The 21,533-nt window shown below is 58.0% G+C and carries 20 protein-coding genes and 1 pseudogene; 13 read left to right on the forward strand and 8 right to left on the reverse strand.

All coding sequences use genetic code 11. The features are described 5' to 3' along the window. The first annotated feature begins 13 nt into the window (after positions 1 to 13). Genes ABJ99_RS07440 through ABJ99_RS07450 form a run of 3 tightly spaced genes read left to right on the forward strand, consistent with a single transcriptional unit; the run spans position 14 to position 2,507 of the window. On the forward strand, positions 14 to 313 hold the full coding sequence (locus ABJ99_RS07440) for a hypothetical protein (protein WP_054085270.1): 300 nt from the start codon (positions 14 to 16) through the stop codon (positions 311 to 313). Further along, entirely contained in the window at positions 310 to 1,314 is a 1,005-nt protein-coding gene (locus ABJ99_RS07445) for a CobW family GTP-binding protein (RefSeq protein ID WP_054085271.1), read from the forward strand. Before ABJ99_RS07440 ends, ABJ99_RS07445 begins: the two co-directional genes overlap by 4 nt. Continuing rightward, on the forward strand, positions 1,311 to 2,507 hold the full coding sequence (locus ABJ99_RS07450) for an ABC transporter substrate-binding protein (RefSeq protein WP_054085272.1): 1,197 nt from the start codon (positions 1,311 to 1,313) through the stop codon (positions 2,505 to 2,507). The genes ABJ99_RS07445 and ABJ99_RS07450 overlap by 4 nt, the downstream gene beginning before the upstream one ends. A 318-nt stretch (positions 2,508 to 2,825) precedes the next feature. Here the strand turns inward: ABJ99_RS07450 and ABJ99_RS07455 are convergent, their stop codons facing one another. Continuing rightward, the gene (locus ABJ99_RS07455; protein ID WP_054085273.1) at positions 2,826 to 5,246 is read right to left on the reverse strand and encodes a glucose/quinate/shikimate family membrane-bound PQQ-dependent dehydrogenase; all 2,421 of its coding nucleotides are present in this window, start codon (positions 5,244 to 5,246) and stop codon (positions 2,826 to 2,828) included. 444 nt (positions 5,247 to 5,690) lie between these two features. Between ABJ99_RS07455 and ABJ99_RS07460 the strand changes: the two genes are divergently transcribed. Both ABJ99_RS07460 and ABJ99_RS07465 read left to right on the forward strand, forming a co-directional pair. Then, positions 5,691 to 5,918, forward strand: a complete 228-nt coding sequence (locus tag ABJ99_RS07460) for a VF530 family protein (RefSeq protein ID WP_054085274.1) — start codon at positions 5,691 to 5,693, stop codon at positions 5,916 to 5,918. Positions 5,919 to 5,990: 72 nt separating this feature from the next. After that, the gene (locus ABJ99_RS07465; protein ID WP_054085275.1) at positions 5,991 to 6,650 is read left to right on the forward strand and encodes a Pr6Pr family membrane protein; all 660 of its coding nucleotides are present in this window, start codon (positions 5,991 to 5,993) and stop codon (positions 6,648 to 6,650) included. 15 nt (positions 6,651 to 6,665) lie between these two features. Here the strand turns inward: ABJ99_RS07465 and ABJ99_RS07470 are convergent, their stop codons facing one another. From ABJ99_RS07470 to ABJ99_RS07480, 3 genes are all read right to left on the reverse strand, one after another. Beyond that, complete coding sequence (locus ABJ99_RS07470; protein ID WP_054085276.1) at positions 6,666 to 7,433, reverse strand: siderophore-interacting protein; 768 nt, start codon at positions 7,431 to 7,433, stop codon at positions 6,666 to 6,668. After that, positions 7,430 to 8,029: a PadR family transcriptional regulator gene (locus ABJ99_RS07475; protein WP_080378068.1), complete on the reverse strand. Its 600-nt coding sequence runs from the start codon at positions 8,027 to 8,029 to the stop codon at positions 7,430 to 7,432. Before ABJ99_RS07475 ends, ABJ99_RS07470 begins: the two co-directional genes overlap by 4 nt. An 80-nt stretch (positions 8,030 to 8,109) precedes the next feature. Further along, positions 8,110 to 11,229 carry a transglycosylase domain-containing protein gene (locus ABJ99_RS07480; protein WP_054085277.1) on the reverse strand — a complete coding sequence of 1,040 codons (3,120 nt, stop codon included), beginning with the start codon at positions 11,227 to 11,229 and terminating at the stop codon, positions 8,110 to 8,112. Positions 11,230 to 11,596: 367 nt separating this feature from the next. Here ABJ99_RS07480 and ABJ99_RS07485 point away from each other — a divergent pair, with 367 nt between their 5' ends. After that, complete coding sequence (locus ABJ99_RS07485) at positions 11,597 to 12,505, forward strand: hypothetical protein (protein ID WP_054085278.1); 909 nt, start codon at positions 11,597 to 11,599, stop codon at positions 12,503 to 12,505. A gap of 52 nt (positions 12,506 to 12,557) precedes the next feature. On the opposite strand, the gene ABJ99_RS07490 is transcribed toward ABJ99_RS07485, so the two are convergent. Both ABJ99_RS07490 and ABJ99_RS07495 read right to left on the reverse strand, forming a co-directional pair. Continuing rightward, positions 12,558 to 13,250 (reverse strand): hypothetical protein, encoded by a 693-nt coding sequence (locus ABJ99_RS07490; RefSeq protein WP_080378070.1) that lies wholly within the window; start codon positions 13,248 to 13,250, stop codon positions 12,558 to 12,560. Between the two features lie 137 nt (positions 13,251 to 13,387). Then, positions 13,388 to 14,107, reverse strand: coding sequence for a hypothetical protein (locus ABJ99_RS07495; protein WP_054085279.1), 720 nt, complete (start codon positions 14,105 to 14,107; stop codon positions 13,388 to 13,390). A gap of 206 nt (positions 14,108 to 14,313) precedes the next feature. Here ABJ99_RS07495 and ABJ99_RS07500 point away from each other — a divergent pair, with 206 nt between their 5' ends. Next, positions 14,314 to 15,243, forward strand: coding sequence for a hypothetical protein (locus ABJ99_RS07500; protein WP_054085280.1), 930 nt, complete (start codon positions 14,314 to 14,316; stop codon positions 15,241 to 15,243). Between the two features lie 53 nt (positions 15,244 to 15,296). On the opposite strand, the pseudogene opgC reads toward ABJ99_RS07500, so the two are convergent. Next, positions 15,297 to 15,715: pseudogene (opgC, locus tag ABJ99_RS07505) on the reverse strand (OpgC domain-containing protein); the annotation flags it as partial. Between the two features lie 116 nt (positions 15,716 to 15,831). Here opgC and ABJ99_RS07510 point away from each other — a divergent pair. From ABJ99_RS07510 to ABJ99_RS07520, 3 genes are all read left to right on the forward strand, one after another. Further along, positions 15,832 to 16,113 carry a type B 50S ribosomal protein L31 gene (locus tag ABJ99_RS07510; RefSeq protein ID WP_054085282.1) on the forward strand — a complete coding sequence of 94 codons (282 nt, stop codon included), beginning with the start codon at positions 15,832 to 15,834 and terminating at the stop codon, positions 16,111 to 16,113. Between the two features lie 150 nt (positions 16,114 to 16,263). Further along, entirely contained in the window at positions 16,264 to 17,355 is a 1,092-nt protein-coding gene (ddlA, locus tag ABJ99_RS07515) for a D-alanine--D-alanine ligase (protein ID WP_054085283.1), read from the forward strand. Further along, the gene (locus tag ABJ99_RS07520) at positions 17,352 to 17,762 is read left to right on the forward strand and encodes an NUDIX hydrolase (protein WP_054085284.1); all 411 of its coding nucleotides are present in this window, start codon (positions 17,352 to 17,354) and stop codon (positions 17,760 to 17,762) included. The genes ddlA and ABJ99_RS07520 overlap by 4 nt, the downstream gene beginning before the upstream one ends. Positions 17,763 to 17,822: 60 nt before the next feature. Here ABJ99_RS07520 and metR read toward each other — a convergent pair whose 3' ends face one another. Beyond that, positions 17,823 to 18,740 (reverse strand): transcriptional regulator MetR, encoded by a 918-nt coding sequence (metR, locus tag ABJ99_RS07525; RefSeq protein ID WP_054085285.1) that lies wholly within the window; start codon positions 18,738 to 18,740, stop codon positions 17,823 to 17,825. A gap of 106 nt (positions 18,741 to 18,846) precedes the next feature. Here metR and ABJ99_RS07530 point away from each other — a divergent pair, with 106 nt between their 5' ends. The 3 genes from ABJ99_RS07530 to ABJ99_RS07540 all read left to right on the forward strand — a co-directional run bounded on the left by ABJ99_RS07530 (position 18,847) and on the right by ABJ99_RS07540 (position 21,408). Then, positions 18,847 to 19,593, forward strand: a complete 747-nt coding sequence (locus ABJ99_RS07530; RefSeq protein WP_054085772.1) for a 5-methyltetrahydropteroyltriglutamate--homocysteine methyltransferase — start codon at positions 18,847 to 18,849, stop codon at positions 19,591 to 19,593. A gap of 122 nt (positions 19,594 to 19,715) precedes the next feature. After that, a complete protein-coding gene (locus ABJ99_RS07535) occupies positions 19,716 to 20,708 on the forward strand; it encodes an alpha/beta fold hydrolase (protein WP_080378098.1) in 993 nt (330 codons plus the stop codon). Between the two features lie 52 nt (positions 20,709 to 20,760). Beyond that, entirely contained in the window at positions 20,761 to 21,408 is a 648-nt protein-coding gene (locus ABJ99_RS07540) for a DsbA family oxidoreductase (protein WP_054085286.1), read from the forward strand. The last annotated feature ends 125 nt before the right edge of the window (positions 21,409 to 21,533 follow it).

Here is a 21,533-nt window from a genome sequence, read left to right on the forward strand (position 1 = left end):
TGGAGAAGCGCTGATGTGTGGACTGTGCGGCCTGCTGGGCGAAGACGTGCACTGGAGCGATCCGCTGGCTGCCGAGCTGCCCCGGCGGCGTGAGCGTTTACGGCGGATTGCGGCGATCAACAAGGTGGTCGCGCCGTTTCGCCTCAAGGTAGAAGACTTTCAGGGCGTGTCTTACCTGTTGCTCGGTGCGACCGGCAAGCAGGAACTGGCGACCGGTCTTGAGCAGTTATGGCAGAAGGCCGAGCTGTTGATCGGACGCCCGCTCGACCCGCTGGATGCTCGCGTCCTTGACCATTTGCAGAGGTCATCATGAGCATTGCCCTCAACGTGATAACCGGCTTTCTCGGCAGCGGCAAGACCACCTTGCTCAAGCGCCTGCTGGCCGATGAAAATATGGGCGATACCGCGCTGCTGATCAACGAATTCGGCGACGTTGGCATCGATCATTTGCTGGTCGAAGAAGTCGCACCGGACACCGTGCTGCTGCCCAGCGGCTGCGTTTGCTGCACCGTTCGCGGCGAACTGAAGGATGCTTTGCTGGGCCTGCTGGAGCGGCGCAATCGCGGGGAAATACCCCCGTTTCGGCGGGTGATTCTGGAGACCACCGGGCTGGCCGATCCGGCACCTATTCTCACCACGTTGAGCAATGATCCGCAGTTGCGCGGGCGTTTTCACATCGGCCTGATCGTCACGCTGGTGGACGCCTGTCACGCCGGGTTGCAGGAGCGGTTGCACCCGGAATGGCTGGCCCAGGTCGCGGCGGCGGACAGGCTGCTGCTGAGCAAGACCGATCTTGTGGAGGCGCCTGCGCTCGACGCACTGCGGCAGCGTCTGCAAGCACTGAATTTTTCTGCGCCGCTGCTGGACACGGCGCAGGTTCATAGCGGTGATCAGTTGCTGCTAGGGGAGGGCGTGCGCAGCGCCGAACCGGCTGCCGAGGTAACACGCTGGCAACTGCACCGCGTCGAGTCGACGTCTGCACGTCACGGTGACGCACAGGTCTGCTGCCTGACCTTCGACCGCCCGCTGGACTGGGTCGGTTTCGGGGTGTGGCTGTCGATGCTGTTAAGATGCCACGGCGAACGAATCCTCCGCGTCAAAGGACTGCTCAACGTGAACGACAACCAGGCCCCCATCGTGATTCATGGTGTGCAGCATTGCCTGCATGCGCCGGTTCATCTCGCGGCCTGGCCGGGTGAAGATCGCACATCACGGCTGGTGTTCATCCTGCGCGGCCTGGATGCGGATTTGCTGCGTCGCTCGTTCGAGGTGTTTTCCAGCAGCTTCGCGCCGCCTGGCGAGTGCGCGGCATGACCATCACCTTGCGCGTACTCGGCACCTCGGTGACTTTGCTTGACTCCCTGCGCGAGCGGGCCGAACAGGAACTGGGCATCAAGCTGGTCTACCAGGTTCATGACGTGCAGACCGCGCAACGCATTGCGGTCATGCAGCCGGACAGTTACGACCTCTACGATCAGTGGTTTCACAACGTTGATTTCGTCTGGCCAGCGCGGGCGATCCAGCCTATCGATACCCGGCGGATCGCGCTGTGGCATGAAATCAATGACTTGCCGAAACGGGGGCGGCTGCGGCCCTCCGATCAACCCGGTAGCGGCAGTGTGCCCAGCGAGCGTTTGTTCGTGCAGCACGACGGCAGTCTTGGCAGCACGGTGACCGAGCGTATCAGCATGTTGCCGCTGACCCACAACGCCGACAGTTTCGCCTATCGCCCCGAGCGCTTGCCGGACGGTCTGAGCTCGGCCGATGAAAGCTGGGGCTGGCTGCTGGACCCGGCCTGGGGCGGTCGTATCGCGTTGCAAAGCGATGCCGCCATCGGCGCGCTGGATGCCGCTCTGGCGGTGCAGGGCGCGGGACTGGCGACTTTCAACGACATCGGTAACATGAGTATCGAAGAGATCGACCTGCTGGCCGATATGCTGGTGCGCAAACAGCAGCAAGGGCATTTCGGTGCGTTCTGGTCGGACGACGAAGAAGCCGCCGAACTGATGCTCAGCCCGACCATCGACATACAAAGCCTGTGGTCGCCGACGCTGGTCAGGCTGCACCGCGCGGGCGTGAAATACCGGGTGGCGGTGCCCAAAGAGGGCTATCGCGGCTGGTTCGGCGGGCTGTCGTTGTCACGGCACGCCAAAGGTCCGGTGCTGGATGCCGCCTATGCGTATCTCAACTGGTGGCTGTCCGGCTGGCCGGGTGCGGTGATGGCGCGGCAGGGCTACTACATCGGCAACCCGGCACGCAGCCGCGACCACCTTAGCGCGGCCGAATGGGACTACTGGTACGCCGGCCTGCCCGCCCGCGAACAACTGCTCGGCAGCGACGGCCTGCCCCTGATCGACGCCGGAGAACTCCGCGACGGCGGCTCCTACGAAGAACGCATGGGCCACATCGCCGTGTGGAACTCGGTCATGAACGAACACAACTACCTGGTCCGCCGCTGGAGCGACATCTTGCGTGCCAGCGGCAAAAGCAGCGCAAAAGCGCGTTAGGCACGCGTTCGACACCGGACGCGGACCATCCATAAAGGCGTCACGACGCTGGAGCGCTCATCGTTATACAAGTCTTGAAGAGCCCGGAAAACTTGAATTACGGGCTTCTGCCTGAAGGGCGTGGGAGCGAACTTGTTCGCGAAGACGATGTTTTAGGCGCTGCATTTTCGGCGACTATACCGGCCCCTTCGCGAACAAGTTCGCTCCCACGTCCTTCGGCCAGAATCAAAAGCGGACCTGTGTGAGGCCAAGGCTTCAATGGCCAAAAAAAAGCGGCTACCTCTCGATAGCCGCTTTTTCATTTACCTCCAGACCACCTTACTTCGGCAGTTTGAACGCCATCACGTAGTCACCTTGTTTGGTGCCCAGCGAACCGTGACCGCCGGCTACAACCAGCACGTATTGCTGACCGTCCTTGCCGGTGTAAGTCATCGGAGTGGTTTGTGCGCCTGCTGGCAGGCGGGCTTCCCACAGTTGCTTGCCGTTACGCACGTCGTAAGCACGCAGGTACTGGTCAAGCGTAGCGCTCATGAAGGCCAGACCGCTGGCGGTCATGAATGGACCTCCCAGGCTTGGGACACCCATGGTCAGCGGCAGCGGAAGCGGCGAGCTGTCACGCACCGTACCATTCTTGTGCATCCAGATGGTTTTGTGAGTCGTCAGGTCGACCGCTGCCAGATAACCCCACGCGGGTGCCTGGCAAGGCAGGCCCATCGGCGACAGCAGTGGTTCGAGGATCACGCCATACGGTGCGCCCTTGTTCGGCTGTACGCCTTCGGTTTCACTCTTGCGACCCGGGCCGCCTTCCACTTCGGCGGATGGCACCAGTTTCGAGCGGAACGCCATGTAGTTCGGGTTGACGAAGGCGATCTGACGCACCGGGTCGACCGAAATGCCGCCCCAGTCGAAGACACCGAAGTTACCCGGATAAACAATCGAACCCTGCAGCGAAGGCGGTGTGAACGGACCGTCGTAGCGCAGCGACTTGAAGTCGATCCGGCACATCATCTGGTCAAACGGCGTCACGCCCCACATGTCGCGTTCCTTGAGCGGAGGCGGCATGAAGTTGAGGTCGGATTTGGGTTGTGTCGGCGACGTGTGGTCGCCCGCTACTGCACCCTGCGGAACCGGTACTTCGTTGATCGGCACGATCGGCTGGCCGGTGCTGCGATCCAGCACGTAGATGCTGCCCTGCTTGGTCGATGCCAAGACCGCTGGCTTCACGCCGTCAGCCGTTTTCATGTCCAGCAGTGTCGGCTGACCGCCCACGTCCATGTCCCACAGGTCATGGTGGGTGAACTGGAAGTCCCAGCGCACACGACCGGTCGCGATGTCCAGTGCAACCAGGCCAGCGCTGTACTTCTCTGACTCTGGTGTACGGTCGCCGCCCCATTGGTCCGGCGTCTGGTTGCCCATCGGCAGGTAGATCAGGCCGAGTTTTTCATCGACGCTGAACATGGACCACATGTTCGGCGAGTTGCGGGTGTAGATCTTGCCATCGGCAATCGGAGCGGTTTCTTCCGGGTTGCCACTGTCCCAATTCCAGACCAGACGACCGGTGTGTACGTCATACGCACGGATCACGCCGGACGGTTCGTCCATGGAAACGTTATCGGTGACGTGGCCGCCGATGATCACCAGGTCTTTGGTCACTGCCGGTGGCGACGTAGAGTAGTAACCGCCCGGCGCGAAAGTGCCCATATTGGCTGTCAGATCAATCGAGCCTTTGTTGCCGAAGTCTTCGCACATCTTGCCGGTGTCGGCGTTCAGAGCGATCAGACGGGTGTCGGCGGTCGGCAGGAAGATTCTGCGCGGGCAGGCACTCGCCGTGGCAGTGCTGTCAGCCGCTGGCGCAGCCGGGCTTTGTGCCGGAGCGCTGGCAGCGTACGCGGCGTCATCGTGGTAAGACACGCCACGGCAGGTCATGTGCGCCCAACCTTTGAAGTTGGCGGCGTTCTGAGTGCTGAGCTTCGGATCGAAGCGCCAGATTTCCTTGCCCGAATCCGGATCAAGGGCAATCACCTGGCTGTGTGGCGTACACACGTAGAGCATGCCGTTGACTTTAAGCGGGGTGTTCTCTGCAGTGGTTTCACCCGGGTCATTCGGCCCAGGGATGTCACCCGTGCGATAGGTCCAGGCCGGCTCCAGCTTATTGACGTTTTCCGGCGTGATCTGCGCCAACGGCGAATAGCGATCACCGAAAGCGGTGCGGCCATACGACTGCCAATCGCCGTCAGGCATGGCCGGAGCGGTGTTGGTGGTGCCGGCAGTTTCGCGGTCCAGTTGGCCTTCGATGCGGCCGGGATTGGTGAACTGGCTCGCCAGCGCGGTCAGACCGGCCAGCACGACCGCGACGCTCAACGCGCCGGTGCCCATACGCGCCGGGCCCTTGAGCAGCAACGGGCGACGGAACCACGGCAGCAGCAAGACGATGCCGAGCGCGAACCACAATGCCAGACGCGGCACCAGTTGCCACCAGTCCAGACCGACTTCCCACAACGACCATACCGTGCTCGCGAACAGCAGCACTGCGTACAGACCCAGGGCAGCAGCACGCCCGGTCATCAGCAACACGCCCGTCACAGCGAAGCCGATACCGGCCAGCAGGTAATACAGCGAGCCGTCCAGTTGCAGCAGCCGGACACCGCCGATCAGCAGCGCCAGCCCCATCAGCAGGATCACCAGCCCGAGCAGGCTCGGTAACAGGCGATTTCTATTTGAAGCACCGTCAGTGCTCATAAAATGAATCTCCGCGAGAAGTAAGTGATTGATATCTTGTTCGTATGCATCGCCTACCCTGGCGTCATTCCTTGCAGCTGCTTATTCAAACGAATCACCGACAGTCGAATTCAGCGCATCACGCACGACGCAGTGGTGCGACCGGCCTGTCACGGTCATTGAGTCGTAGACCCTGGCGGTTTGAATTCGTGCATCGACGTCTACTCGAAGGAACCTCGGTAAGAGGCAAGATGTTTAATCCGTAAACGACAATGATAGGGCGCTCACGATCTCTCGAAAAGCTTTAAACATGACATGGATCATTGCGACGGCCGTAACAGTGCGTTAAGCGGGATGTGTTTTATGAAAGCGCGGCGCTTACAATGGCAGACTTCTGGAAGTCCCCGAGCGGTCCCGATGATCTGTTCCGGTACGATTTCCTTTTCATCAGCTTCAAGGTTCAACATGACAACAGCCAATTCCGATCCGCTGCACGGCATTACGCTGGAGCAGATTCTCAGGGCGCTGGTCGAGCACTACGAATGGTCCGGGTTGGCCGAGCGCATCGATATCCGTTGCTTCAAGAGTGATCCGAGCATCAAATCCAGCCTGACCTTCCTGCGCAAGACGCCATGGGCGCGCGAAAAGGTCGAAGCACTGTATGTAAAGCTGCATCGCGGCAAAGGCTGGTAGCCGTTCCTGCCAAAACTCTCAGCATCGCCATAAAAGCCCGGCACGGACGCCGGAACTCAAGGAAACAGATCGATGCACAGCCACTATCCGCAACGTGCGCAGGGACAGCGCTATTACGCCCTGGTCGGCGCGTGTCTGGGCTGGGCAGGGCTGGTGATTCAGCTTTACCTGATTTTCATCGGGCGCCATGCCGATCATGCCAGCCTGCTGGGCGGTCTGGTGCGGTTTTTCAGTTTTTTCACCGTGCTCACCAACACCCTCGTTGCGGTTGCTCTGAGCTGCGCGCTGACCGAACGCCAATCGGCGGGCCATCGGTTGTTCCGTCACCCGGTGGTGTGTGCAGGCATTGCGGTGAGCATTGCGCTGGTCGGCCTGGCTTACAACATTCTGTTACGCCACCTTTGGCATCCGCAGGGCTGGCAGTGGGTGGCCGACGAACTGCTGCACGACGTCATGCCGCTGGGGTTCGTTCTGTACTGGTGGCTGTTTGTGCCTAAAGGCCATTTGCGTTTTAAACATATTGCGCTGTGGGCGATGTATCCGGTTGTGTACTTTGCCTACGTGCTGCTGCGCGGCGACATGATCGGCGACTACCTGTACCCGTTCATCGACGTCGGCACGATCGGCTTTCTGAGCGCGTTCATTAACGCGCTGGGCGTGCTGCTCGGATTCGTACTGATCGCGCTGCTGCTGGTCGGAATCGACCAATGGGCGGCTCGTCGTCAGGGATGAGTCGTCCGCCGCGGCTCACTCTTCGCTGTCGTCCGCTTTCCAGTAACCGGCAGCCTTGACGAAGTCTTCCTCCAGACCGAACTCGTCCAGCAGTACCCGCCGCAGCTTGCGTGACAAGCCGGACTCGGTGGCGACCCACGCGTACAGCTTGCCCTCAGGCATTTCCAGACGGCGAACAACGTCCACCAGGTTCTGTTCTCCCCGCACGATCCAGATCACATCGACCTGCGCTTCGCTCTGCAACGTCTGCTGTTCCTGCTGGCTGGCGACCTCGAGCACCACCAGTGCCGCACGGTTGGCAGGTAATGCTTCCAGACGCCTGGCAATGGACGGAATAGCGGTCTCGTCGCCAATCAGCAGATAACTGTCGAACATGTCTGGCACGACCATCGAGCCGCGCGGCCCGGCAATGTGCAGGAACTGCCCCGGTTCGGCCTGTGCAGCCCAGGTGGCAGCCGGCCCTTCGCCATGCAGGACAAAGTCGATGTCCAGTTCGCCGCTGGTTTCGTCGTAGCGGCGCGGGGTGTAATCGCGCATCGGTGGGCGCGGTGCGTCCTTGTCGCTGCTGGCGGTCAGGTCTTCCAGCGCAGCATGCTCTTGCGCGGTTTGCGGAAAGAACAATTTGACGTGGTCATCGGTCCCGAGGCTGATGAAGCCTGTCAGTTCCGGTCCGTGCAAGGTGATGCGGCGCATCAGCGGAGTCAGGTCGGTGACTCGCAGGACTTCCAGCTTGCGGCGCTTGATTTCGTGCATCACGCGGTGGATCGATTGTGGAGAATTCATACAGAAGCCTCCGATGCAGGTTGAGGCCCGTCAACGATGGCCTTGGCGGTGCTATTGAGCAGCTCGCTGACGCGGAGGATTTCTTCCGGGCTCCAGCGACCATGATGCATATGCATGGCGTGACGCAGATTGTGTACCGCTTCGTGAATCTCTGGCGGGCGGTCATGGCCGCGCAACGAGCGCTTGCTGACGTCGATACGCGTACGCACACCTTCCAGGGCAACGGCCTGATCCAGCAGCGAACTGCGGCCCGCGTCGGTGGCGGTGTAGAGCTTTTTGCCGGCCTGAGCGTCGCCACTGATCATTTCGCTTTCTTCGAGAAACGTCAGGGTCGGGTAGATCACGCCGGGGCTCGGGCAATACGCGCCGTCGAACAGGCTTTCGATCTTGCGGATCAGGTCATAGCCGTGGGCGGGCTGCTCGGCAATCAGCGCCAGCAGCAGTAATTTCAGATCACCGGGGGCAAAGACCCGTGGACCTCGGCCGCCGCGTTCACGGCCTGGACGTTTTTCGAAACCGTCGCGGTCTTCGCCCGCTTCACGAAGGTGCGGCGGACGGTGATGGGGAGGATGCTTGTCTTCACGCATGTTTTTCATCTCTGATGACACGTTTAGATATACCTTAAGATATATCTAAACGTAATCGCAAGCGATGAAGACGAACGGTTACTGATGCGTCAGGCCCCTTTGGGCGGCTCGGGTAACCGGGTGTTGCACATGGCTTGCCCATGGTTTTCCAGATACGGCGTCAGGATCGGTGCCATGCCTTTGAGCACCTGCACCGGCAGCGCCGAGGTGAAGCGAAAGCCCTCGGCAGCGCGTCCTGGGACGAACGCGGTCAATGCGCCAAAGTGGTTGTCGCCGATATAGAACACGAAGGTCGCGGTGCGGTTGATCGCCCTGGAACTGAGAATGCGTCCGCCCGCGCCGATGCTCTCGATCCGGTTATCACCCGTGCCGGTCTTGCCACCCATCGCCAGCACGCTGCCGTCCTGCATCTTGAACGTGCCCTGCACGCGCTTGGCGGTGCCGCCGTCCACTACTTGCGACAAGGCTTCACGCATGGCTGCGGCGACTTCCGACGGCAAGACCCGCTCACCCAGTTCAGGGTTGATGGTCAGCTCGGTTTCATAAGGGGTGTCGGCGGCGAAATGCAGGCTGTCGATACGCACCGGTGGCAGACGAATGCCGTCGTTCTGGATGATGCCGATCAACTCGGCCAGCGCTGCCGGACGATCCCCCGAGCTGCCGATTGCGGTCGCCAGCGAGGGCACCAGATGGTCGAACGGATAACCCACCCGCTGCCAGCGTTGCTCGATGTCCAGAAACGCTTCGACTTCCATCATGGTCCGCACCCGGCTGTCGCGTGCGCCCTTGTGGCGACTCTTGAACAGCCAGCCGTAGACTTCCTGACGCTCGAAACGGCTGGCCGCCGCTGCATCCTTGAATTGCGCTTCCGGGTGCTTGAGCAGGTAGCCCACCAGCCAAAGATCCAGCGGGTGAACCCGGGCGATGTAGCCTTGATCGGGCAGGTTGTAAGCACCCGGAGCGTAACTGTTGTAGAGCTCGGCCAGGCGCTTGTCGGTCAGTTTCGACGTCGTCCGGGTTTCTTCCAGATGGGCGCGGACGAACGCATTGAACGTAGCCTGATCGGCACCCGGCAACAGGTAGCGATGCACGGCGGCAAGGCGAATCGCGGTTGGATGGATGCCGTCCAGAAAGGTATCCAGCCGCTCCTGCGTGGTCTTGCTTTTGTAGCGCTTCCAGAAGCGCAGCAGAAACACGGTGCCTTCACGGTCGGCAAACTGGCTCAGGTATTCCTGACGGCGCGGGTTGTCATCATCCTTGAGCAGCGAAGCGCTGTTATTGGGCGCCTGATAGGTGCTGTAACGCACGACATCGCGCATCAGGCGAATGAACGGCAGGTTGATCGATTCACGCAATGACTCGCGCAGGGTCGGAATACGCTCGTTGTCTTCCCGTCGGAAATTATTGAACCGGTGCATGCCGCCGCCGGTGAAGAACGCCTCGGCGGGGCTTGCCGAATAGGTTCGGTCCAATGCGGAGGAGAGCATTTTCGCCAAATCGCGATCGCTGTTCTGCAACAGGTAGTCCACCGTCCAGCGAGTGAGCCGGTCGGGGTCTTCGACGGGGATCTTGCGCAACTGCGCAGTGCTCAGGCTGGCATAGCGCCCGTGCAGCTCGGCAATGATTTCCAGGTACGTGGTCAGCACGCGCATTTTGGCGGTAGAGCCCAGTTCCAGCTTGCTGCCTTCGTTGATGTCGAACGGCTGATCGGTGCTGTCAGTCTGCACCCTGACCCGCGAACCATCTGCGCCGCGTTCGAACAGAGTGAAGCTGTAGCGCACCTGTGTCGTGCTGGCCGGGGTCAGCAGGCGTTCGCCCATCAGGCCGACTTTTGCGGCAAATTCAGGGTTGGCCAGATCGCGCAGGTACTGGCTGACGCTGCGTTGCAGTTCGCCGTGCAACGTACTGGTGGCCGACAGATCAAGGCGATCCAGATCATACAGCGGGCGATTGAGCAGGTTCGACAGCCGGGTACGCGCGACGCTGATGCCCTTGTTGGTTTCGATGGGCTGAATCGTCGGCTGCTGCGCCCAGTCGCGGTAGGTGACCGTTGCTTTCAGTGCGGCATCGGCCAGTGGCTTGTCGATGACATTGGCCTGGGCCAGCAGGCGGATGTGACTGTCGGTCAGCTCCGCCAGTTCTGCGCGGCCCTTGGCCAGATAGTGCGACGGACGACGCTGCGCAATCACCAGCGACAGCACCTCGCGCAACGCCAGCGCCTTGTCGGCCAGGCTCTTCTGATCGGTGGGGCTCGAAGCCAGCAGCTCATTGGTTTTGGCGAAATCCACCCCGAACCAGACCCGCAGCCCTTCCGCCAGGCCATGCACCTCACCATGCCCCGGCACCGCAGACAGCGGCACGCTGTTCAGATAATCGCGCACCACCCGCTGGCGTACCGCAAGGGTCTGCTCACCGGGCTGGTACGCACGCACGCTGGCAGACACCATCTGCCGCAGTTTTTCCGAGCCGGACTGTGTCAGCCCGTCAGGTGAGTGACGATATTTTTCCAGTTGAGTCGCCAGGGTACTGCCACCGGCGGACTGACCGGGCAGGGCAAATACCTTTGCCACTTGCGACCAGGCGGCCTTGGCAAAGCGTGGCCAGTCCACGGCCGGGTTGGCCAGCGGCTGCTGCGGGTCCAGCAGATCGCGGTTCTCGATGAACAGCAAGCTGTGGACCACCAGTGGCGGAATATCCGCGAACGTCGGATACAACTGCTGCGGGTAACGAAACTCATACAGCGGCGCGCCCCGGCAGTCAGTGATCGACAGCCCGGCCTGGCTTTTTTCCTCGTAAGGCACGAAAAAACCGCGTTGCACGTAGCGCCGCAGTTCGGGTGAAAAGCGTGTCTGACGCGTGATCACGTAGTCGCGCTTGAGCAGGCGCGGCAAAAAATCATCCAGCGATGAATAGCCGAGACGCTTGTCGAACGGCCCGTCACCGGGATAAATCACCTCATTGCCTGGCCCGGGTTGCATCGAGTAGCTCAGGTTCGCCGCAAAACGGCTGAACTCCCGCGCCTGCAATCTGGAGCTGCGACTTTCCATCGCCACCGCAACGCCCAGCGCCACCCCACCCACCACCACAATCCCCCAGAACAGCCACCACCCGTATCGCCTGCGACGCGGTCGCTTCGGCGTGCGTGGGTCATCCTGACGGTCGGCTGCCATCACATCCTGCTTGCTATCGGAATGCCGAAATACGCCCATAGTCGATCGTCCGGTCATCCAGTAAACGCCCCTGAGCTCAGCTTAGACGCTGGTCAGGATAACAGGGGAAAATGTCCGAAGGGATTTCAAGCTGAAACGAGGTGAAGTGTGGATGGGCGCGAGGGCGCGTGCTTTTCGTCTAAGCCAGGTGTCCTACAGCGACAGTGTTATTGACCTGAAAGTTTCTGCGCATCAGGTGGTTAAAGCGTTAGTTGTAGGACGTCAAGCATCTGATTTAACTATTTTGTAGGACGTTTCCGATAATCTTTTGTATCGCTTGATCTTGAGTCTAACAGCCGATTACGTCCGGGTTTTTCAGTGGCAATGATGCCCTGCGTAATTAATAACTACTAATGAGATCAGGAAGATGAAAAACAAGAAAAACAAAGCAGGTCGCGCGTTTGTGTCTGGATTGCTATTGGCAATGTCTTGCCATGCGACGGCGCAAGTAGAGGGCGCGCCTACCGCCAGCGAGCAACCGATTCCTCAAGAGCAGACTGCTCCAGATAAAGGCAACTCCGTTCCGATCGTGCTGACGGATAAGATTCATCAGATCAATAAAATTCTGGAAAGCACCACGGCGGTTCATCAGTATGAGTTTACTGCGGTACGTGGGCAGAACGTACTGATCGCTACCCCTGACCACCGGTACAACCAGACGTGGAGGCTGGAGTATCAGGTGGATGGCGGGGAGTGGCAGGCCAAGCGTCATAATGGAGCAGAGAAAATCAGTGGGTTGAATGCCGGTTCGCAGGTGAATATACGCATTCTTGCGACCGAAGGTGCCAGGTTTGACCGTGTTGATTACAGCGTGGTGTTCGGCTCTTACCCGCACATGAGGTATGACCTGCATAATGAAGAAGGGTTTTTACCAATTCCGCATGGCCGGACGACGCCTGCTTTTCTAGGTACGCAGGCTTTTACCAAAGCGATGCTGGAAGCGACTTTCACTGACAGCAAAGGGATTGCTCTGGAGGGGGGAGTGCTGGATTTTACACTTGAGTTTCCTGTGAAGGAAGATAAGATCGAGAAACGACAGATTTCTGATAGTGCTGGAAAAGTCATGCATTTGATCGAGTTCAAAGGCTGCGAAGGAGGGAACTATGCCGATGATTTCGTTCATTACAGCAACGGCAGAAACACTTGGAGTACTCGCTACGAAGTCGGAAAATACTGGGCTGAGAATGTGCTGCTTAAAGATCTTGCAGACAAGCCATATAAATATTGGTTTGGGCATATTTGCAAGCGCTGGTTGAGTAATTGGTCAAGAGATTAACTTAAGCATCAAGACGCTCTGTACGGCATCGTCCGTGCAGAGCGTTTTTTTGTCAGATTCTAATGTCTACGAGGGATATCTCTTTTCTTTCTGCATGTTGCCTGACTTGGTTTATCCAGGTGTCGCGAGGGTCGTTCTTCTTGCACGCTGCTATCGAGCCTAGGTCTATAACACCCTGAAAGTTCGTCAAGTCAAGTTTGTATTGTCCGTTGAATGTGTCAGTGTCGTGGTCCACAAGCGTCATTATTAACTTGGCCTGTTTGCGGGCAGATTCCTTGAACTCTGCTTTCTGATTGATGGCGTCAGACAGGTATTTCAGTTCATGCTCACCTAGCTTTTTGTTCATATCTATAATTTTTAATTCTGCATCGTCTCCCAGCGTATAACTGAAGCTCGCGCCTGCCAAATCAGGTCGAAGGTCCAGAAGTTCATTTCTGAATTTTTGAAAATGGCAAGATTGGATCTCTGCTTCTAATGCGGACCATCCGTAAGTACTTTCAATGTACTCTTGTTTGGTCGTGCGGCGCATTTCAGTTTTTACCTCTGACGCTGTATGGTCAGTATAGCTATAGAAGATGTTTAGCCAAGGCTCATCCTCCCGGGTGTAAAATGCCTTCGCAAACGCTTCTTTTCTTCCTGGCGTCGGATGAGTTTCAGGCGGTTGTATCGTGGGTACTCGCTGCGCAGCATTCTGGACGTGAGATTGGGGCTTTATCAACGCAGCATTTGCTGGGGGGATGTTCATATCTAGCTCCTTGCTGAATATTGAGTCTTTCTGTTAACGGAAAATTCAGGAAAAACGTGGGCTGATAACTATGTGGAAAAAATCCGAAAGAGTGACGTCATGTGATCCGCGTCACGGCTGAATCCTGCTTGAGTCGCTCAAGCATGAATATCGACCAGGGGCTTTCGCTCTTCCTCGTCCTCATGCTTTGGCGCATTGCGCTCAATCTGATAGATTATGGTGTCCATATAGTTGCCAATATGATTACGGCTGAATATTTGCCCGTAGTCGATGACTTTGCTGTAGTTTTCCAGATTGAGTTTGTACTGGCTGTCAAATTTTTCCGAATAGTGATCAAGCAGGCCCATCACGATTTTTGCATGGGCCTTCAAATCATTCTTCAGCTGCTCCCGCGAGTTCAGCGCCTCTGTCAGGTACGTAAATTCAGCAGGGGTAAGCACCTCGTCGGGATCGGTCACCTGAATCTGCTCATTAAAACCCAAGGTAAAGCCGAAATGCTTTTTTGACAGCTCAGGGTTCAAGTAGCGAAGTTGCTCTTTGAATTCATGATAATCATCAAACATGCGGTATATTGTTTTATCAAATTGTTTGACTTCGGCTTTTAAATACTCGTTTTTAATGTCTGTCGCTGTTTCTTCAAGCATGTTTTCTAGCGCGGCGCGGCCTTCTTCCGATTTCTTGTATCCGGCAAACCAAGGTGTTTCCTCCTTGCGGTAAAACTCAGCGTTCGGGTCACGCTGTTTTGCTGGTTCTGGCTCGATGGAGAGCTTGGTCATAGGAACCAAGACAGCAGGGTCTTTTTTCTCAAACAGGCTTTGCCATTCCTGTGCGGTGATGTAGTTCGGAGTTATATTCATAGTGCACCTGTTTTTTCATGGTCAACCGTTATTAACGGCATGTTTGAAAAAAACTTTTGCTGATAAAGCTGTAGGAATATTCCCAAGAATAGAGAATTTAATTATTTTGTAGGAGGTTTCTTTATTTTTCGATTGGCGGTTGACCGCTGGGTATTATTTCTATTACGTCACTGATTAGTAATTTTTACTAATAACAGGAGAGTTTTATGAGCAACCTAAAAATGGCAAAAATTCTGGTTTTCTCGTTGCTGACGTTCGCATTACACTCGCTCGCAACAGCGCAAGATACGCATCAGAACACCCTAAATCAGGTCAACGGATCGGAGGATGTCGGGCGTGTTAATGAGTCAGGAGAAGCGGAGTCTGTGGAGCCAAAATATACAGTTCTTCCTGACAAATTTAATATAATCAAGGATTTTTTAGTAAGTGCGGCGGACAGCCATTACTATGGATTCACTGCGTTGCGCGGGCAGAAGGTACTGATTCAAGGGCATCTGTCCGGATCGCTGCAACTGGAAATTCACGATGGCGTCAAATGGAATACAATTGCCGGTGGTCAGAAAATTGTGCTTTCTTCATTGGCGCCTGGCCAAGATGTGATTGCTCGGATTTCTCATAACGAAGCAAAACCGTTTGAGAAAGATTCCCTATACGGTCTGATACTGGGTTCGTTTCCGAAAGTCACTTATGCGCGCTTGCGAGATCAGCCGTTCGGCATGTCGAGAATACCGCCTGATGCGTCCACGCTGGGGCCGTTGTCTGCCCAAGGAATAAGTAAGGTTATTCTGGAGATCGACATGGCTGACTCGACTGGAAAACCCTTGGAAGGGGGCATTGCTTCATACTCGATCGATCTGCCCGCGTCTGACAAATCTCGCTTGGGTGGCTTGGTAAAGACTGACGCATCGGGAAAAGTCCGGACGGTCGTAGATATTGGTCGCTGTGTCGGCGGCAACGATGCGGGTATTTTTACCGAAAAAGACAGGGGGACACATGTTTGGCGCACCCAATATTTCGAAGGCCGTTGGACGGTCAACAGTTTTTATGCTGTAAACACGGGGCTCCATACTCCTTATCCTGACAAGGGCCAAATCGGTCATATCTGCCATCAGACACTAGTCAGCAGCACCCCATAAACAAAGCCTCAAAAAACTGGCGAATTTTTTGCCAGTTTTTTGCGTTCATGTTTTCAATTTTGAACGGCGACGGGGCTCTGATACTTACCCAAACGCTTATTCAACTCCAACCCGTTCGCAATCAGCATCATCAATCCCAACCCGGCTATCGCCGTTGTCACCTGCATCGGCCACGTATCGCCGGGCAGTGCATTTGCCATGTCTGCCAGGCGGGCCAGTTTTCGAGCCAGTTGCCTGAGGTCGGCAGCAGTTGCGCGACGACGTAGATCAGTGCGAGGAAGTGCTGCAATCGAGCCGGCGCAAGGTCGGTCTTGCTGATGGGATACAGGCTGTCGAGGTGCAGGGCCAGTGTCGTCGACGTTTCGCTGCGCAGCGCGCAGGCACGGCCGAGGATGAACAGCAACTGCCCGGCCATCGGATTGAAATACCACACGCCGCCGCCTTCATAGGCGCGCAGGTTCCAGCCGAACAGCATGCAGGCGCGGAGGTACGATCAAGCACGGTAATATAGGCAATCAACAGCAATCATTCTCATCCAGTGTTATGTTACTGTATAACGATTGCAGTCAACTCACCGGAGAGATCGCCATGAAACCCGATATCCATCCTGCCTACCGCACCGTGTTGTTCCACGACACTGCCGCCGACGCTTACTTTCTGATCGGTTCAACCGTCGACACCGACCGGACACATCAGCACACCGACGGCACGACCTATCCTTATGTTGCGCTCGACGTCTCCAGTGCCTCGCACCCGATGTACACCGGGCAGCAGCGCAAGACCACCAACGAAGGCCGGATCGCCGGTTTCAACAAGCGTTTCGCCACCTTCGGCTCAGGCGCCAGGAAAGACACCGAAGCGGCTCAATGAGCGCTCTGACTTCCCGGTCGCGTGCATTCCCCATGGACTGCCCGTGACCGGGATTTTTTGCCTGAAATTCCGCTGTCCGGGCAATCCTCTGCTGGACTAACAGGCAGCATTGCTTTTATCTTCGCGGCCTGAAAAACAGGAGTAGCCGCTTTGAAAAAGTCAGTCGCCATCGTTTTTGGTGGGCAATCCAGCGAGCATGAGGTTTCGTTGCAGTCGGCACGCAACGTGATCAATGCGATTGATCGCGAACGCTACGCGCTGACCCTGATCGGCATCGACAAGCTGGGCCGCTGGTTGCGCTTCGATGAGGCCGATTACCTGGTCAACGCCAATGACCCGGCGCGGATCAGGCTGAGCGCGGCGGGCAAGCAGCTCTCTTTGCTGCCTGGCAGTACGGGGGGGCAGCTTGTCGAGGTTGAGACGGGCAAGCCGCTGGCAAGTATCGATGTGGTGTTCCCGCTGATCCATGGCGCTTTTGGTGAAGACGGTGCGTTGCAAGGCTCGTTGCGGATGCTGGCCATTCCATTCGTGGGCGCAGATGTGCTTGCGTCTGCGGCGTGCATGGACAAGGACGTAACCAAGCGTCTGCTGCGTGACGCGGGCATCGCGGTTGCGCCGTTCCTGGTGCTGACCCGTGGTGAAACCCTCGCTTTCGCCGACGCGGTTGCGCAACTGGGCTTGCCGATGTTCGTCAAACCGGCCAATCAGGGCTCTTCGGTCGGAGTCAGCAAAGTGTCTGACGAGGCGGGTTTCGCCGCCGCACTGGCGCTGGGCTTCGAGTTTGATCACAAGCTGCTGATCGAGCAGAGCATCGTCGGCCGGGAAGTGGAATGCGCCGTGCTGGGCAACCGCGAGCCGCAGGTCAGTGTCTGTGGCGAGGTCATTGCCAACGACGAATTCTATGCCTACGACACCAAATACCTGAATGGCGATCAGGCGCGCATCGCCATCCCTGCCGAAATACCTGCCGATCTGAGTGATCAGGTGCGTGACGTCGCGTTGCAGGCTTACAAGGTGCTGGGTTGCGCAGGGCTTTCACGGGTCGATTTCTTCGTCACCGACGCGCGGCAGATCATCATCAACGAGGTCAACACGCTGCCCGGTTTCACCTCGATCAGCATGTACCCCAAGCTCTGGCAGGCCAGCGGGCTGACCTACGCCGAGCTGATTCATCGCCTGATCGTGCTGGCGCTGGAGCGTGCAGACGAAGCGCGGTTGTTGAAGACGGAAATATTCGCATGAAGATCATCAGCATCGCGGCAGCGCTGTTGATCGGCGCCGACGGGCGGACCTTGCTGGTGCGCAAGCGTGGCACGCAAGCGTTCATGCAGCCGGGCGGCAAGATCGAGCCTGGCGAACCGGCACCGTTGGCGCTGGCCAGGGAGCTTGAAGAAGAGCTCGGGCTGATCATCGATCCGCAGCAAGCAGCGTTTCTAGGCGAGTTCGCGGCACCGGCGGCCAACGAGCCGGGTTTCCAGGTTCGTTGTCAGCTGTATGAAGTCAGAACCGATGCGCACGTGCTGCCCGCTGCCGAGATCGAAGAAGTGGTCTGGGTGGGGACGGACAGTCACCCTGATCTGCATCTGGCCCCGTTGACCCGTGATTTGATCCTGCCGCTGTATCGCCAGCGGCAAACCGACGTGATCTGAGCACGCGTCGCTTTCTTTGAGAGCGACTCTTTATCGCGCGATTTTTTACCGAGCGAGTTTTTATCGAACCACGCTCACACCGTCCAGCGTCGAGAACGACGTGTCCTTGGCCGTCAGCAGGAAGTCGCGCATGTAGGGCGCGTCGAGCATGTCGGCGCGAATCCCGGCATAGAGCGTCGCGAACAGCCCTTTCTCTCCCAGCCGTTTGGCCTTCACGTAGCCGCGTGAGCTGTATTCATGCAGCGCCCAATGCGGCATGCCGCACACGCCACGGCCACTGGCGACGAGTTGCATCATCATTACCGTCAGTTCCGAGGTGCGCACCTGCGCGGGTTCGATGTCGGCGGGTTCCAGAAAACGCGTGAAGATGTCCAGCCGGTCGCGCTCGACCGGGTAGGTGATCAGCGTTTCAGTGAGCAGGTCTTCCGGAACGATGTAGGGCTTGTTGGTCAGTGCATGCTGATTGGCTACTGCCAGCATCGCTTCGTAGGTGAACAGCGGCACGTAAGTGATGCCGGGCAATTCCAGCGGGTCCGATGTCACCACCAGATCCAGATCGCCCCTCGCCAGCGCAGGCAACGGCGCAAACGAGAAGCCGGACGACAAGTCCAGTTCGACTTCCGGCCAGGCATCGCGGAACTGGTCGATGGTCGGCATCAGCCATTGAAAACAGCTGTGGCACTCGATAGCCATGTGCAGACGGCCCGCCGTACCGCCCGCCAGCCGGGCAATGTCGCGTTCGGCGCTGCGCAGTTGCGGCAGTAGCGAGTCGGACAATTGCAGCAAGCGCAATCCGGCACTGGTGAAACGCACCGGCTTGGTCTTGCGCACGAACAGCGGCATGCCGAGGCGTTCTTCCAGTTCCTTGAACTGGTGGGACAGCGCCGACTGCGTCAGGTGCAGGCGTTCGGCAGCTTCCACAAGGCTGTCGGCCTCGCGCAGGGCGTGCAAGGTTTTGAGGTGGCGTATTTCAAGCACCGTCACGGCTCCATGAATAGTATTTGTGATCAACACGAAAAAAATGAGTTTGTCTCATGATGTGTTGGCTGTCGACAATAGCGTCATCTTTTATGGAGGACGCATCATGGCCCTGACCCCACACGCTGAATGTCTGCTCATTGGCGCCGATCAGGCATTGCAGCAAGCGTTGCAGGCTTTCTGGAAAGACGATCAGAGTGCATCGGCGGGCGGTGACATGTCTGGCGCACACCTGCGCGCCTGGCTGCGCGCACATCATCCACAACTGGTGCCGCAACTGAACCTCGGTCAACGCGTACAACCGGACTGGCAGCCACTGTTGGCCAGCGTCAAAGAAGCCTGTGAACAGGGCCGCAAGCCGGCGCTGATCGGCCCGCTGACGCTGCTCTGGCTAGGAGAGGTTCAAGGCCGTGAAATCGATCGGCTCGACTTGCTGGAACAGCTGTTGCCCGCCTATGGCGAAATTTTCGGGCGTCTGGCGGCGCGAGGCGTCGAGTGGGTGCAGATCGACGAACCCATCCTGACGCTGGACTTGCCGCTGGCATGGACCAACGCTTTCGAGCGGGCTTACCACATCCTTCAGTATTCGCCGTTGAAGAAGCTGGTGGCCACGTATGACGGCGACCTGCGTTGCAATCTTGGCGTTGCAGCGTTGTTGCCGGTCGCAGGCCTGCATCTGGACAGTGTCAGTGTGCCGGAGCAACTGGCCTCGGTATTCGATCGCCTGCCAACCTACAAGGTGCTGTCGCTGGGCGAATGTGCCCGACATGAAAGCTGGGGGCATGAATCGCTGCTGGAAGCGCGTGCGCGCTTCGGTGAAAACCTGATGGTCGCCGATCAGGCCGCCGCATAGTCCGAAACGGTTTAACGACCGCTCGGCGCCATTCATCAAACTGTCACGCAACTGTGGCAGCGCGCTTGGCAAAACATCATCAGACTCGCGGCTTACTGGGGATCTGTTTTTTGGTGTTTTTCATGCGGGTTTTAATTTTTCTGGCCGTGATTCTGTGCGGCTTGCCGTCTTTTGCGGCCGATCGTTGTGATATCAATACTCCTGTGCAGTTTGCTGACCTCAAGGAAGTGCGGATTGCCTATCAAAGTATCGGCAGCGAATCCGACCCTGCCTTGCTGCTGGTCATGGGGCTGGGTGGGCAACTGATCCACTGGCCGGACGAAGTGGTGGTCGCGCTCTGTCAGCAGGGTTATCGGGTCATTCGTTATGACAACCGCGACGTCGGTCTGTCGACCTGGGTGCAGCAGCCGGCCGACGCTAACCTGACGTTCGAAGTGCTGCGCTACAAGCTCGGCCTGCCGGTGTCGGCACCTTATTCGCTGACCGACATGGCCGACGATGCACTGGGCCTGATGGATGCGTTGCAGGTTCGCCAGTTCCATGTACTGGGTGCGAGCATGGGCGGCATGATTGCCCAGCATCTGGCCGACATAGCCCCGTCGCGCATTGAAAGTATGACGCTGATCATGACCAGTTCCGGCGCCCAGGGGTTGCCGATGCCCAGCGCGGCACTGATGCAATTGCTGGCACGTCGCGGCGCGCCTGACCGGGAAGTGGCTATCGAACAGCAAGCTGATCTGCTTGCCGCGCTGGGCAGCCCGCAGGTCAAGGATGATCGCGAGCAGTTGCTGCATCAGGCTGCGGTTTCCTACGACCGGGCCTTCAACCCCGAAGGCGTCAAACGCCAGATCATGGCGATTCTTGCCGAGCCCAGTCGCGTCGAGTTGCTGAATCGTCTGCGTCTGCCGGTGCTGGTGGTTCACGGCACCGCTGACCCGTTGCTGCCGGTCATGCACGGCGTGCATGTTGCTGCGCACATTCAGGGCAGCCAACTGCGCCTGATTCCGGGGCTGGCGCACCGTTTTCAGGAGGCCTTCAAGGCGCCGCTGCTGGGCGCAGTGTTGCCATATCTGAAAGCTCAGCACGAAGACGGTCGCAGCCTGGCTCAGTTGTAAGGCGGCGGCAGAGGTGTATCGTGTGGCCTTTGTTGATTGAACGAGGCCCGTCATGGCAACTGCACTGAAGATCGATTTCATTTCCGATGTTTCCTGCCCTTGGTGCGTCATCGGCCTGCGCGCACTCGATCAGGCGCTGGAGGTGCTTGGCGATGAGGTGCAGGCACAGATTCATTTTCAGCCTTTCGAACTGAACCCGAACATGCCTGCTGAAGGCCAGGACATCAAAGAGCACATCGCCGAGAAGTACGGCTCCACGCCTGAGCAGATCGACGCCATTCACGAGACAATCCGTGAGCGCGGTGCCGAGCTGGGTTTCACGTTTGGCAAAGGCGAGCGACGCATCTACAACACCTTCGATGCGCATCGTCTGTTGCACTGGGCCGAACAGGAAGGCAAGCAGCACGCGTTGAAGCAAGCGCTGTTTGTGGCGTATTTCAGTGAGCTGAAAGACCCTTCCGATCATCAGACCCTCGCGGACGTGGCGCAGAAGGTGGGTTTGGACCGTCTGCGTGCTCAGGCGATTCTGGACAGCGACGAGTACACCGCCGATGTCCGCGAAGCCGAACAGCTCTGGACGTCGCGAGGCATCACTTCGGTGCCGACCATGGTCTTCAACGACCAGTACGCCGTATCAGGCGGGCAGCCAGTTGAAGTATTCGTCAGCGCGATCCGCCAGATGCTCAGCGAGTCGAAGTAACTCGCTGCCTGCGCAGCATCACATCTGTGCTGCAACACCTCGTCATGCCTTGCTCTCAGCAACTGCACATAAACGAAAGCGCTTTTTTATCGCGATGGCACTGACGACGCCGATTGCGACGTAAG

This window comes from Pseudomonas syringae pv. cilantro (assembly GCF_001293775.1).
Taxonomy (GTDB): Bacteria; Pseudomonadota; Gammaproteobacteria; order Pseudomonadales; family Pseudomonadaceae; genus Aquipseudomonas; species Aquipseudomonas syringae_P.

What these genes read in the sequence shown, in the direction of transcription:
- ABJ99_RS07440 (WP_054085270.1), top strand. Translation starts at nt 14, where the DNA reads ATGTGTGGACTGTGCGGCCTGCTGGGCGAAGACGTGCACTGGAGCGAT.
- ABJ99_RS07445 (WP_054085271.1), top strand. Translation starts at nt 310, where the DNA reads ATGAGCATTGCCCTCAACGTGATAACCGGCTTTCTCGGCAGCGGCAAG.
- ABJ99_RS07450 (WP_054085272.1), top strand. Translation starts at nt 1,311, where the DNA reads ATGACCATCACCTTGCGCGTACTCGGCACCTCGGTGACTTTGCTTGAC.
- ABJ99_RS07455 (WP_054085273.1), bottom strand. Translation starts at nt 5,246, where the DNA reads ATGAGCACTGACGGTGCTTCAAATAGAAATCGCCTGTTACCGAGCCTG.
- ABJ99_RS07460 (WP_054085274.1), top strand. Translation starts at nt 5,691, where the DNA reads ATGACAACAGCCAATTCCGATCCGCTGCACGGCATTACGCTGGAGCAG.
- ABJ99_RS07465 (WP_054085275.1), top strand. Translation starts at nt 5,991, where the DNA reads ATGCACAGCCACTATCCGCAACGTGCGCAGGGACAGCGCTATTACGCC.
- ABJ99_RS07470 (WP_054085276.1), bottom strand. Translation starts at nt 7,433, where the DNA reads ATGAATTCTCCACAATCGATCCACCGCGTGATGCACGAAATCAAGCGC.
- ABJ99_RS07475 (WP_080378068.1), bottom strand. Translation starts at nt 8,029, where the DNA reads ATGAAAAACATGCGTGAAGACAAGCATCCTCCCCATCACCGTCCGCCG.
- ABJ99_RS07480 (WP_054085277.1), bottom strand. Translation starts at nt 11,229, where the DNA reads ATGGGCGTATTTCGGCATTCCGATAGCAAGCAGGATGTGATGGCAGCC.
- ABJ99_RS07485 (WP_054085278.1), top strand. Translation starts at nt 11,597, where the DNA reads ATGAAAAACAAGAAAAACAAAGCAGGTCGCGCGTTTGTGTCTGGATTG.
- ABJ99_RS07490 (WP_080378070.1), bottom strand. Translation starts at nt 13,250, where the DNA reads ATGAACATCCCCCCAGCAAATGCTGCGTTGATAAAGCCCCAATCTCAC.
- ABJ99_RS07495 (WP_054085279.1), bottom strand. Translation starts at nt 14,107, where the DNA reads ATGAATATAACTCCGAACTACATCACCGCACAGGAATGGCAAAGCCTG.
- ABJ99_RS07500 (WP_054085280.1), top strand. Translation starts at nt 14,314, where the DNA reads ATGAGCAACCTAAAAATGGCAAAAATTCTGGTTTTCTCGTTGCTGACG.
- ABJ99_RS07510 (WP_054085282.1), top strand. Translation starts at nt 15,832, where the DNA reads ATGAAACCCGATATCCATCCTGCCTACCGCACCGTGTTGTTCCACGAC.
- ABJ99_RS07520 (WP_054085284.1), top strand. Translation starts at nt 17,352, where the DNA reads ATGAAGATCATCAGCATCGCGGCAGCGCTGTTGATCGGCGCCGACGGG.
- ABJ99_RS07530 (WP_054085772.1), top strand. Translation starts at nt 18,847, where the DNA reads ATGGCCCTGACCCCACACGCTGAATGTCTGCTCATTGGCGCCGATCAG.
- ABJ99_RS07535 (WP_080378098.1), top strand. Translation starts at nt 19,716, where the DNA reads ATGCGGGTTTTAATTTTTCTGGCCGTGATTCTGTGCGGCTTGCCGTCT.
- ABJ99_RS07540 (WP_054085286.1), top strand. Translation starts at nt 20,761, where the DNA reads ATGGCAACTGCACTGAAGATCGATTTCATTTCCGATGTTTCCTGCCCT.